At 70.6% G+C, this 11669-nt stretch carries 13 protein-coding genes and 1 tRNA gene; 3 read left to right on the top strand and 11 right to left on the bottom strand.

Annotated elements, in window-relative coordinates; translation table 11 throughout:
* Positions 1–33: 33 nt before the first annotated feature.
* Entirely contained in the window at positions 34–795 is a 762-nt protein-coding gene (locus L3078_RS22190; protein ID WP_239755727.1) for a TetR/AcrR family transcriptional regulator, read from the top strand.
* A gap of 56 nt (positions 796–851) precedes the next feature.
* On the opposite strand, the gene L3078_RS22185 is transcribed toward L3078_RS22190, so the two are convergent.
* The 4 genes from L3078_RS22185 to L3078_RS22170 all read right to left on the bottom strand — a co-directional run bounded on the left by L3078_RS22185 (position 852) and on the right by L3078_RS22170 (position 5512).
* Positions 852–1322, bottom strand: coding sequence for a PPOX class F420-dependent oxidoreductase (locus L3078_RS22185; RefSeq protein WP_239755726.1), 471 nt, complete (start codon positions 1320–1322; stop codon positions 852–854).
* Positions 1323–1458: 136 nt separating this feature from the next.
* Positions 1459–2331, bottom strand: coding sequence for a YceI family protein (locus tag L3078_RS22180; RefSeq protein ID WP_239755725.1), 873 nt, complete (start codon positions 2329–2331; stop codon positions 1459–1461).
* A gap of 85 nt (positions 2332–2416) precedes the next feature.
* On the bottom strand, positions 2417–4870 hold the full coding sequence (locus L3078_RS22175) for an MFS transporter (protein ID WP_468163628.1): 2454 nt from the start codon (positions 4868–4870) through the stop codon (positions 2417–2419).
* Positions 4871–5041: 171 nt separating this feature from the next.
* On the bottom strand, positions 5042–5512 hold the full coding sequence (locus L3078_RS22170) for a MarR family winged helix-turn-helix transcriptional regulator (protein WP_239755723.1): 471 nt from the start codon (positions 5510–5512) through the stop codon (positions 5042–5044).
* 173 nt (positions 5513–5685) lie between these two features.
* Between L3078_RS22170 and L3078_RS22165 the strand changes: the two genes are divergently transcribed.
* Positions 5686–5886 (top strand): hypothetical protein, encoded by a 201-nt coding sequence (locus L3078_RS22165; protein ID WP_239755722.1) that lies wholly within the window; start codon positions 5686–5688, stop codon positions 5884–5886.
* A 176-nt stretch (positions 5887–6062) separates the two neighbouring features.
* Entirely contained in the window at positions 6063–6881 is an 819-nt protein-coding gene (locus tag L3078_RS22160) for an IS5 family transposase (RefSeq protein WP_239755721.1), read from the top strand.
* A 239-nt stretch (positions 6882–7120) separates the two neighbouring features.
* Here L3078_RS22160 and L3078_RS22155 read toward each other — a convergent pair whose 3' ends face one another.
* The 7 genes from L3078_RS22155 to L3078_RS22125 all read right to left on the bottom strand — a co-directional run bounded on the left by L3078_RS22155 (position 7121) and on the right by L3078_RS22125 (position 11495).
* Positions 7121–8041, bottom strand: a complete 921-nt coding sequence (locus tag L3078_RS22155; RefSeq protein WP_239755720.1) for an RNA polymerase sigma factor SigF — start codon at positions 8039–8041, stop codon at positions 7121–7123.
* 432 nt (positions 8042–8473) lie between these two features.
* The gene (locus tag L3078_RS22150; RefSeq protein ID WP_239755719.1) at positions 8474–9361 is read right to left on the bottom strand and encodes an RNA polymerase sigma factor SigF; all 888 of its coding nucleotides are present in this window, start codon (positions 9359–9361) and stop codon (positions 8474–8476) included.
* A 163-nt stretch (positions 9362–9524) separates the two neighbouring features.
* Entirely contained in the window at positions 9525–9818 is a 294-nt protein-coding gene (locus L3078_RS22145; protein WP_239755718.1) for a Dabb family protein, read from the bottom strand.
* Between the two features lie 34 nt (positions 9819–9852).
* Complete coding sequence (locus L3078_RS22140) at positions 9853–10029, bottom strand: hypothetical protein (protein ID WP_033526709.1); 177 nt, start codon at positions 10027–10029, stop codon at positions 9853–9855.
* Positions 10030–10177: 148 nt separating this feature from the next.
* Positions 10178–10262, bottom strand: a tRNA-Ser gene (locus L3078_RS22135).
* 77 nt (positions 10263–10339) lie between these two features.
* A complete protein-coding gene (gene tadA, locus L3078_RS22130; protein WP_033526708.1) occupies positions 10340–10771 on the bottom strand; it encodes a tRNA adenosine(34) deaminase TadA in 432 nt (143 codons plus the stop codon).
* 199 nt (positions 10772–10970) lie between these two features.
* The gene (locus L3078_RS22125) at positions 10971–11495 is read right to left on the bottom strand and encodes a tRNA adenosine deaminase-associated protein (protein WP_239760420.1); all 525 of its coding nucleotides are present in this window, start codon (positions 11493–11495) and stop codon (positions 10971–10973) included.
* Positions 11496–11669: the final 174 nt, after the last annotated feature.

Genomic DNA, 11669 nt, shown 5'->3' with positions numbered 1-11669 from the left:
CGGCGGCGGAAAGTATGTCTCGGAAGGTGGGTCATGGTGAAGGGAGCCGGTCGGGCCGGAGGGGGCGCGCGAGCCAGCGTCTGGCTGGAGGAGAAGGCGCGGGTCGGGCGGGGTGGGCAACCCTCGGGGCTGGACCGGGAGCGGATCACCGTGGCGTCCGTGCGGCTGCTGGACGCCGAGGGCCTGGCCAAGTTCTCGATGCGGCGGCTGGCGGCCGAGCTGAACGTGACGGCGATGTCGGTCTACTGGTACGTGGACACCAAGGACGACCTGCTGGAACTCGCCCTCGACCAGGCGTTCGGCGAGATGCGGCTCCCCTCGCCCGACTCCGACGAGGACTGGCGGGACCAACTGCGCACGCTGGCCGGGGAGTACCGGTCGGTCCTGGTCCGCCACCCCTGGGTGTCACCCCTCGCGGGCACTTTTCTCAACATCGGCCCGCACGCGCTGGACTTCTCGCTCGCCGTGCAGCGTGTGATCCGCCGCACCGGGCTGCCCGCGCGCGGCCAGGCCGGTGCCATCGCGGCGGTCTTCCAGTTCGTGTACGGCTTCGGCACCATCGAGGGGCACTTCGCGCAGCGCTCCGCCGCAGCCGGGATGACCCAGGAGGAGTACTTCCGCAACGCCATGAGCGCGGTGTCCGACTCCCCCGAACCCCCTGAGGTCATCCAGCACTCCGCCGACCTCATGGAGGCCCGCGGCGGCGAGACCGTCGAGGAGATGCGCGAACGCGACTTCGGCTACGCCCTGGACACCCTCGTCGCCGGCATCGAGGTGATGGCGACGAGGGGCTGAACCCCCTGCGGCCGCTCAGCCCCCGCCGCTCAGCCCGGCCGCTCAGCGCTGGCCGCCTAGCCCTCCTCCACCAGCCGCGCCGGAAAGCCGCCCGTGGCCACCGGTCCCCACTTCACCGGTGTGATCCGGATGATCGACTTGCCCTGCTTGATCATCGCCGCGCGGTACTCGTCCCAGTCCGGGTGCTCGCCCGAGATGTTGCGGAAGTACTCCACCAGGGGCTCGACCGAGTCCGGCGAGTCGATGACCTCGGCCGTGCCGTCGATCTGGACCCAGGGGCCGTCCCAGTCGTCGCTCAGCACGACGACGCTCACGCGCTCGTCCCGCTTGGCGTTGCGGGTCTTGGCCCGCTCGGGGTACGTGGAGACCACGATCCGGCCCGAGTCGTCGACACCGCAGGTCAGCGGGGAGGCCTGAGGGCCGCCGTCGGACCGCCGGGTGAGCAGGAGCGCCCGGTGCCGGGGGCGGACGAAGTCCAGCAGTTCTTCGAGGGAGACCGACGTGTTGGTCGCGATGTTCCGTGCCATGCGCTCAGCGTAGGGCCGGGGGCGCCTCATGGCTCGGGGGGTTCCGCGGTTCGGCGGCCGCGGGTGCGTCGTGGTTGTTCGCGCCCACGCGGCGGAGCCGCACATCGGGGACAGCCCCGCGCCCCTTGCGGGAGCGCTACGCGCCCCGCCCCCGCACATCCTGCACAGCCTGCACGTCCAGCTCGACCCTCAGCGTCGTCCCGATCGCCGCGATGCCCGCCTGGACCACCTGGTTGTAGTTCATGGCGAAGTCCTCGCGGCGGAGTTCGGCGGTGGCCCGGAAGGCGGCGCGGGTGCCGCCCCACGGATCCGCGCCGGTGCCCAGGTACGCCAGGTCCAGGTCGACCGGCCGTACGACCCCGCGCATGCCCAGCTCGCCGTGGACGGTCCAGCGGTCCGGGCCGACGGGCGTGAGGCCGGTCGAGGCGTAGGTGATCTCGGGGTGCCGTTCGACGTCGAGGAAGTCCGGGGAGCGCAGGTGCTGGTCCCGGGTCGCGTTGCCCGTGTCGATCGAGGCGGCCCGGATCACCGCCTCCACCCGGGACTTGGTCCCCTCGTCGGGGGTCGGGGCGATCTCGACGGACGCCGAGAAGTCGGTGAAGCGACCGTGGACGCTGGAGATCCCGAGGTGCTGGGCCACGGCGGCGACGGAGGAGTGCGCGGGGTCGACGGTCCAGGGCCCGGGCGGGGGCAGTTCCGTACCGCCGAGCCGGGCCAGGGTGACCGTGCCGATCTCCGCCCGCCCCCGCGCGGTCACGAGAGCGCTGGAGGCCACCGGTGTGTAGCCGACCGCCGTGACGATCACCGTGTACGCGCCCGGCGCGAGCGGCGTGGGGTCGTGCACGCCCCCTTCGGCGTCCGCCTCGGCCCGCAGCACCTGCGTACCGGTCATGTCGGTCACCGTGACGACCGCGTGCGACACGGCCCAGCCGTCCCGGGTACGGATCCTCGCGGTCAGACCGGTCCGTGCTGCTCGTCCTGCCTTCTCTGCTCGTCCCGTGGGTTCCATCTCCGTCAACTCCTCAGCGTGCGACCGGCCGGTGGAGCGGGGGGAGGCTCCACCGGCCGGTGGTTCAACCAGTCGTCCGCGCGAACTACTCGCCGGGGTGCGCGAGTTCGATGTCGTGGCCGTCGACTCCGGGGCCGCTGACCGTCAGGGCCGTGGCCACGGGCGGGTAGCCGGTCGCGATGACCGTGTACTCGCCGGCGTCCAGGTCGGCGAAGGCGTACGCCCCGTCCGCGCCGGTGGTGGCCGTGCCGACCACGTTGCCCGCCGCGTCGACGAGGGTCACGCGGGCGTCGGCCAGCGCCCCGCCCGGCGCCCGTACGACTCCCTGGAGCCGGGCCCCGGCCTCCAGGTCGATCTCGATCCGGGTGACCCCGGTGCCGCCGACCTCGACGGGTAGCGCGCGGGGGCGGAACCCGGCGGCGTTCACCGCGACGGTCACCGCGCCCGGCACCAGCTCCCCGAAGCCGAACTCGCCCTGCTCACCGGTGACTCCGCTGGCCAGCACATCGCCGCGCACATCGGTCACCACGACCATGGCGTCCTTGACGCCCTGCCCGGCCCCGGCGGTCCGCACCACACCGCTCAGCCCGCTCGTCCCGCTGAGCAGGACGTCGTACGCGACCGGCTCGTCGTGCACGACGACCGTGGAGGCCTGCGGCTGGAACCCGTCGGCGGCCGCGATCAGGACGTACGACCCGGCGGCGGGCGCGTCCACCGCGTAGGCCCCGTCGGCGCCCGCGACCGAACGGCCGAGCTGCCGCCCGCCGAGCGAGATCAGGGTGACGGCGGCCCGCGGCACGGGCGCGCCCTCGGCACCGCGCACCTGACCCCGTACGGGAATGCCGCCGCCGGGAGCCCGGACCTCGCCGGGAGTTGCGGCCCCCGATGCCGCGACCGGAGCCCCTGATGCCGCGACCGGAGCGTGCGACGCGGCCGGCGCCTCCGCCTCCACGTCGGTGTCCGTGGCTTCGGGCTCCTTGGCCACTGACTCCGTGGCTTCGGACTTCGTGGCATCGGCCTTCGCGGCCTTGGTCTCCGCGGCCTGGGCGAGTGCCCCGGTGGTCCGCAGCGGGACCTCCTTGATGAAGAAGGAGAAGACGAGCGCGAGGACGGCGAAGGGCGCGGCGTAGAGGAAGACGTCTCCGATGCCGTGGCCGTAGGAGCTCTCGATGACCGTGCGGACCGGTGCGGGCAGCGCGTCCAGGTCCGGGATCTCCCCGTGGCCCATGGAGGAACCGGACACACCGAGCTTGGCGAGGCCGTCCTCGGCGTAGTGGGTGATCCGGTGGCTCAGCACCGCGCCCAGGGCCGAGACGCCGATCGCGCCGCCGAGGGAGCGGAAGAAGGTGACGACCGAGCTGGCGGCGCCGAGGTCGCCGGGGGCGACCTGGTTCTGCGTGCACAGCACCAGGTTCTGCATCATCATGCCGACGCCGAGCCCGAGCAGCGCCATGAAGATCGCCACGTGCCAGTACGGGGTGTCGTACCGCAGGGTGCCCAGCAGTCCGAGGCCCGAGGTGACCAGCACCCCACCGGCGAGCAGCCAGGCCTTCCAGCGGCCGGTGCGGGTGATGACCTGCCCGGAGACGGTCGACGAGACGAACAGACCGGCGATCATCGGGATCGTCATGACGCCGGACATGGTCGGCGACTTGTCGCGCGCCAGCTGGAAGTACTGGCTGAAGAAGATGGTGCCCGCGAACATCGCGACACCGACGAAGAGGGAGGCCAGCGAGGCCAGGGCGATCGTCCGGTTGCGGAACAGCCGCAGCGGCATGATCGGCTCGCTCGCCTTGGACTCGACCAGCAGGAACACCGCGAGCAGCGCGACCGTGCCGCCGACCATCGCGTACGTCTGCCACGACACCCAGTCGTACTTGTCACCGGCGAAGGTCACCCAGACCAGCAGCAGGCAGACGGCGGCGGTGATGAGGAACGCGCCGGCCCAGTCGACCTTGACCTTGCGCTTGACGACCGGCAGGTGCAGCGTCCGCTGGAGCACGACCAGGGCGATGATCGCGAAGGGCACGCCGACGTAGAAGCACCAGCGCCAGCCCAGCCAGCTGGTGTCGGTGATGACACCGCCGACCAGCGGGCCGCCGACCATGGCGGTGGCGAAGGTGGCGCCGAGGTAGCCGTTGTACCGGCCGCGTTCGCGCGGGGAGATCATCGCCGCGAGGCAGATCTGGGCCAGCGCGGAGAGCCCGCCCATGCCGACGCCCTGGACCGCGCGGAACCCGATCAGCATTCCGGCGTTCTGCGAGAGTCCGGCGGCGGCCGACCCGAGCACGAAGATGACCAGCGCCAGCTGGATCAGCAGCTTCTTGGAGAACAGGTCGGCGAGCTTGCCCCACAGCGGGGTGGACGCGGTCATCGCCAGCAGCGACGCGGTCACCACCCAGGTGTACGCGCTCTGCCCGCCGCCCAGGTCCTTGATGATGTCCGGCAGCGCGTTCGACACGATCGTCGACGACAGGATCGCCACGAACATGCCGAGCAGCAGGCCGGTCAGCGCTTCCATGATCTGCCGGTGCGTCATCGGGGCGTGGTCGCCACCGCTGTGGGGGGCACCCTTGGCGGGTCCTCCACCGTGCTTGGCGTGAGCCCGCACACCGGCTGGTGTGGTCGTTGCCATGGGGCTTCCTTTTCCTACGGGTCTTTGCGGGTGTACGGGTTGTGGTGGTGGGCCGCCGGTGGCCCCTGGCGGCCGCTACACGGACGTACGGGTCGGCGGCGTGGGCGTCCGGGGCGGCGCGGGGGTGTCGAAGCTTTCCCGCAATCGGCCCAGGAGCCGGGCCAGTTGTCCGACCTCGTCGTCGGACCAGTCGCTCAGCCGGGCGGCCATCAGCCGGCTGGTGCGCCGGTACAGCTCGGTGACCACGGCCCGGCCCTCGGGGGTCAGGCGCAGGATGCGTGAGCGTTTGTCCGCCGGGTCGGGGAGGCGTTCGATCCAGCCCCGCTCGGCGACGTGCGCGACGTGTCGGCTGGTCACCGACATGTCGACGGAGAGCAGCTCGGCGAGCTTGCTCATCCGCATCTCGCCGTGGCGGCCGAGCAGCGTCAGGACTCCCGCCGATCCGCCGGGGCACTCGTACGGGAGCATCCGCGCGATCTCCCGGTTGACGGCCCCGATGGCACTGAGCTGACGGGCCAGCTCCTCGTAGTGCGCTTGCCCGGCCATGGAGTCCCTCCCGTGGTTGTTGCTTAGGGCAACCATAGATCTGGATGGTTGCTACAGGCAAATGAAATGGGGGTGGGTGCGGCCCAAGTCTTGGCAAAGGAGAACGTTCGGACTGTCTGGGGCCGACCACCCCGCTTGGGCGCGTCCTGCCGGATTCGCTAAGGTCTCGGGCCATGGCCGACAACCAGAACCCCCAGGGCAATTACGACCCCGCGGGCAGCACGCAGATGTTCCGCGCCTTCGTCGACGAGACGCCGGCGGGGGCCCGACAGGCCGCCGCGACGGGGTCCTCCGGGCCGCGGGTCGGTGTGATCGTCGGCGTGATCGCGGCGGTGGCGGTCGTGGCCGCGGTGGTGTGGCTCGCGCTGGCGTGATCGCGGGGGGTTGCTTTTGAGCGGCGCCTGCCCGACTGCCGGGTCCTGCGGATGGGCGGCTGCGGGTGCGTGGGGCTTCTCGCGCAGTTCCCCGCGCCCCTAAGGGGTCCTTGCAGAAAGATCGTGTTGTGGCACGGTGGAGAGGTATGTGATCCCGTCTTTTGTGGGGTGTGACCATGGCGCGGCGGAAGCCGTGGGAGGTCAGTGACGAGTTGTGGGCGGTGATCGAGCCGCTGTTGCCGAAGCATGAGCGGCGCTTCCGGTATCCGGGGCGCAAGCGGATCGATGACCGCAGGACGCTGCAAGGTGTGCTCTTCGTCCTCTACACAGGTGTCCAGTGGGAGTTTCTGCCGCAGGAGCTGGGGTTCGGTTCGGGTCCCACCTGCTGGCGTCGGCTGGCCGAGTGGCAGGAGGCCGGGGTGTGGGAGGAGCTCCAGCGGGTGCTGCTGGACCGGTTACGGGCGGCGGACCGTCTGGACTTCTCCCGCGCCACTGTCGATGCCTCGCATGTGCAGGCCAAGCGGGGGCGAAGCAGCCCAAAAGTCGGTCCGAGCCCGGTTGACCGCGCACGGCCGGGCTCGAAGCATCACGTGCTGACCGATGCCCGCGGCACTCCGCTGCGGGTGTCGCTGACCGGTGGTCACCGTCACGATGTCACCCAGCTTCTGCCGCTGGTCGACAGCCTCGGGCCGGTACGGGGCAAGCGGGGCCGGCCCCGGCGCAAGCCCCGCGTCTTGTATGCCGACCGCGGCTATGACTACGACATCTACCGCCGCCGTCTGCGCGAGCGCGGCATCACACCGAAGATCGCCCGGCGCGGCCGGCCACACGGCTCGGGCCTTGGCAAAGTCCGGTGGGTCGCCGAGTCCGCCATCGCCTGGCTCCACGGACCCCGCCGCCTACGGACCCGCTGGGAAACCAGAGACGACATGCACGACGCCTTCCTTCAGCTCGCCCACTGCATGACCCTCGCCCGCAAGCACCCGGCTTTCTGAAAGCACTCCTAAAAGACCAGGCCCTGCGGGCCTGAAAGACCACGGCCCTGCGGGCCTGAAAAGCACGGGGCGCAGCCCCTGCTTTTCAGGGGCGCGGGGAACTGCGCGAGAAGCCCCACCGGGCCGCCGGCCGACGACGCACCCGCACGCACCCCCACCTGGAATGACCCACAACCACCGCCGGGCTGCCCGAAATCGGCAACCCGGCGGTGGTACGTGTCAACGCGAGGCCGATGGCCTCAGTCGGAGATCAGGCCCTCCCGCAGCTGCGCCAGCGTCCGGGTGAGGAGGCGGGAGACGTGCATCTGGGAGATGCCGACCTCCTCGCCGATCTGCGACTGCGTCATGTTCGCGAAGAAGCGGAGCATGATGATCCGGCGCTCACGCGGCGGCAGCTTCGCCAACAGCGGCTTCAGCGACTCCCGGTACTCCACGCCCTCGAGCGCCGTGTCCTCGTAGCCGAGGCGGTCCGCGAGGGAGCCCTCGCCGCCGTCGTCCTCGGGGGCCGGGGAGTCGAGCGAGGACGCCGTGTACGCGTTGCCGACGGCGAGACCGTCGACCACGTCCTCCTCCGACACGCCCAGCACCGCGGCGAGTTCGGTGACCGTCGGCGAACGGTCGAGCTTCTGCGACAGCTCGTCACTGGCCTTGGTGAGCGCCAGCCGCAGCTCCTGCAGCCGCCTCGGCACCCGGACCGACCATGACGTGTCGCGGAAGAACCGCTTGATCTCGCCCACGACCGTCGGCATCGCGAACGTCGGGAACTCCACGCCCCGTTCGCAGTCGAAGCGGTCGATCGCCTTGATCAGGCCGATCGTTCCGACCTGGACGATGTCCTCCATCGGCTCGTTGCGCGACCGGAAACGGGCGGCGGCGTAACGCACCAGCGGGAGGTTGAGCTCGATCAAGGTGTCCCGGACGTATGCGCGCTCGGGGCTGTTCTCGTCCAACGCGGCGAGCCGCAGGAACAGGGAGCGGGACAGGGTGCGGGTGTCGATGTTCGCCGAGGCCGACAAGGCCGGGAACTCAGACGCCGGCGGAGCCTGGGGACCGGGAAGGTCCTCAAGCGCCTGAAGGTCCTGAGGGGCCTGGATAGCGTCGGGCGCGGTCTCGCTCTTGTCGAGCGTGAGCACCTTCGAGCTGCCCTGGTCTGCGGACATGCCACCCCCTTTGGGTCGCGGACGGTCGCGGCGGACGCTCCGTCGTAAGGAACGCAGCCTCCACCTGAATACCGGCGGCGAGGCCACGGCAAACGCGCTGGGGGAAGAATGTCACACGTCGGCAACGCGATGTAGTGACATGTCGACATGGAGAGGGTGAATAGACCCTGGAATCAGCTGTTCTGATGGGATCTCAGAGGAGATGCACCTAATGAAGCGCCAATGAGTGATTCGCTCTCACCGGTGACATCTCGACAGCGCATTCGGTCACGCCCCATGGCCTGCGCACGCGTACCGATGGCCGATTCTGTGCGCCCCGCCTGCCTTCGTGCGCCCCGTGTGCCCCACGGTCCATCCGCGCTTGCGCGGGGGTTTCCCGTTACCGAGGGTCACCCACCGTGCCGCATCGGGGCGGCGCTCCGGGCGGAGCGTCTACGCCTCGATCCGGTTGGCCGACCGCAGCCGCGCGAAGCTCCGGGCCAGCAGCCGCGACACATGCATCTGGGAGACCCCCAGCTCCGCGCTGATCTGCGACTGCGTGAGGTTGCTGTAGTAGCGGAGCAGCAGGATCCGCTGTTCGCGTTCGGGGAGTTGGACGAGGAGGTGGCGTACGAGGTCACGGTGTTCGACGCCGTCGAGTTCGGGGTCCTCGTAGCCGAGCCGGTCGAGCAGCCCCGGCAGTCCGTCGCCCTCCTGGGCGGCCTCCAGGGAGGTCGCGTGGTACGAGCGGCCCGCCTCGATGCAGGACAGGACCTCCTCCTCGGTGATGCGCAGCCGCTCGGCGATCTCGGCGGTGGAGGGGGTGCGGCCGAAGGCGGTGGTGAGGTCCTCGGTCGCGCTGTTCACCTGGACCCACAACTCGTGCAGCCGGCGCGGGACGTGGACCGTGCGGACGTTGTCACGGAAGTACCGCTTGATCTCCCCGACGACGGTCGGCATGGCGAAGGTCGGGAACTGCACGCCGCGGTCCGGGTCGAACCGGTCGATGGCGTTGATCAGTCCGATGGTGCCGACCTGGACGACGTCCTCCATGGGCTCGTTGCGGGAGCGGAAACGGGCGGCCGCGTAGCGCACGAGCGGGAGGTTCGCCTCGATGAGCGCCCCGCGCACGCGGTTGTGCTCCGGAGTGCCCGGTGCCAGATGCTTCAGCTCGCCGAACAGCACCTGGGTGAGGGCCCGGGTGTCGGCGCCGCGACGTTTCTCCGGGGCGGGGGCCGTGGCCTGGGCGGTGACCTGGGCCGACGAGGGGTCGGGAGCCGGGACGTCTTCCTGGGGAGGCGCAGTACTGGCCGACACGGTCAACGCCACCTCTTCATCCATCAACTCAACCGTCAAAAGCGGTCATAGCATCACAAGACATGTGCACTGTGATCAAGCACCGCATAGCGCCGTGTTGAGCGAGAGTTGACGGCGGGGAGGGCAATCGGGTGCAAAAAGCCCCGCACGGTTCGAGTGCGGGGCGGAGAGGGAGGCGGCGTACGGCTCAGAACTCGTAGTCGGCGATGATCCACGTGGCGAACTCGTGCCACAGCGCCACGCCTGCCTGGTGGTCCGGGTGCTCGACGTACGTCCGCAGCGCCTCGACGTCGTCGAACGCGGAGTTGATCGCGAAGTCGTAGGCGATGGGACGGTCGCTGCGGTTCCACCCCAGCTCCCAGAAGCGGATCTCCTCGATTTTGCCGTTCAGCGCGCGGAAGGCTTCCACGCCCCGCACCACCCGCGGGTCGTCGCGCTCGACGCCCTCGTTGAGCTTGAACAGGACCAGGTGGCGGATCATGGGCGCTCCGGGAAGGTCGGGCGAGGTGTGGGGGCTACTCGGCCCCGTCGGCGATCCAGGTGAAGAAGTCGCCGATGGACTGGGCGGCGTTCGAGACGCCCTCGAAGCCTATCTGGACGTAGTCGGCGGCCTTGGCCGGGTCCGTGATGATCACGTAGAGCACGAAGACCACGAGCACGTACAGCGCGATCTTCTTCCCCTGCACCGCCACCGCGGCCTCCCCCGCCTCTTGTGCCCTGTGGGCCCCATGGGTCCCTCTTTGTCGGCGGCGAGTGTAACCCGATCATGCGTTCGCAGGAGAGGCGCCGGAGCCGGGAAACGCAGGAAGGGTCCCGTCTGACGACGGGACCCTTCTCCAGCGGTAGCGGAGGGATTTGAACCCTCGGTGACTTGCGCCACACTCGCTTTCGAGGCGAGCTCCTTCGGCCGCTCGGACACGCTACCGAGGGAGACCTTACAGCAAGGTGGGGCGTGGTTTGAAATCGGTATCGGGCGGGGGCGGAGGCCGGTGCCGACGGGGGTCAGCGGGTGCGGAAGAAGTCGGTGAGCAGGCGGGCGCAGTCGTCGGCGAGGACGCCCTCGACGACCTCGGGGCGGTGGTTGAGGCGACGGTCGCGTACGACGTCCCAGAGTGAGCCGGCGGCTCCGGCCTTCTCGTCGCGCGCGCCGTAGACGACGCGGTCGACCCGGGACTGGACGAGGGCGCCCGCGCACATCGTGCAGGGTTCGAGGGTCACCACCAGGGTGCAGCCGGTCAGCCGCCACTCCCCGAGCGCGGCGGCGGCGCGGCGGACGGCGAGCACCTCCGCGTGGGCGGTGGGGTCGCCGGTCGCCTCGCGTTCGTTGTGTCCGGTGGCCAGTACGGTCGTGCCGTCCGGGGACAGGACGACCGCGCCGACCGGGACGTCACCGCCCTCGGCGGCCCGCCCGGCCTCGACCAGGGCGAGCCGCATCGCGGCCCGCCAGCGGTCGCGTACGGGGTCGGTTCCGTCCGGTGCGTCTGCGCCGGGTGCGCCGGCTGCGCCCGGGGTGCCTGGGGCACCTGGGGCGCCAGGGGCGCCGGTTGCCTCGGTCACCGGGGGGAGGCCCCCGGCGGCCGGACCGGACCCGACGGACTCGGTGGATGGGGCGGGGTCAGCGGACGTGGCGGGGTCAGCGGACCGTCTCCAGGACCTCCGACGCGCCGAGGGCCTCGGCGATCGAGTTGAGGGCGTCGTCGGCGTCGAGAGCACGCAGCTCCTTCTCGCCCACCCCCAGGTCGTCGAGGATCTCGGTGTCGCCGACCGGGCTGTGCGGCACGGCCTCGGCGCCCGTGTCGTCGTCATCGTCGTCCGGCTCACCGTCCTCCGTGCCGTCCAGGTCGAGGGAGTCCAGGTCGGGGTCGTCGTCGCCGGGCTCCCTTCCGAGCAGTTCGTCGGTGAGCAGGATCTCGCCGTAGCTGCTGCGGGCAGCGGCGGCGGCGTCCGAGACGTAGATACGAGGGTCTTCCTCGCCATCGATGCGGACGACGCCGAACCACGCGTCCTCCTGCTCGATGAGCACCAGCACCGTGTCGTCGTCGGGCGAGGCTTCACGGGCCAGGTCGGCCAGATCCGACAGGGTTTCCACATCGTCGAGCTCTGTGTCGCTCGCTTCCCACCCGTCTTCGGTGCGCGCGAGCAGTGCGGCGAAGTACACCGTGACTCTCCCACTGGTCATAGGTGTGCCGGTTGGGGGTCCCCCCGGCGGAGGTTGCGGGTGGGGAGGTTTGCGGTCCGAGCCCCACCCACTCGGAATCGTGGCAGAAACAGAGCGCACAGGGGACGTCTTCGGCTCCCTGTGTCCGGCTCTTTTGATCGCCGGTGGGTCCGC

The organism is Streptomyces deccanensis (genome assembly GCF_022385335.1).
GTDB lineage: Bacteria > Actinomycetota > Actinomycetes > Streptomycetales > Streptomycetaceae > Streptomyces > Streptomyces deccanensis.
The sequence above is the reverse complement of the archived record's forward strand: the minus strand, read 5'-3'. Positions and strand labels throughout refer to the sequence as shown.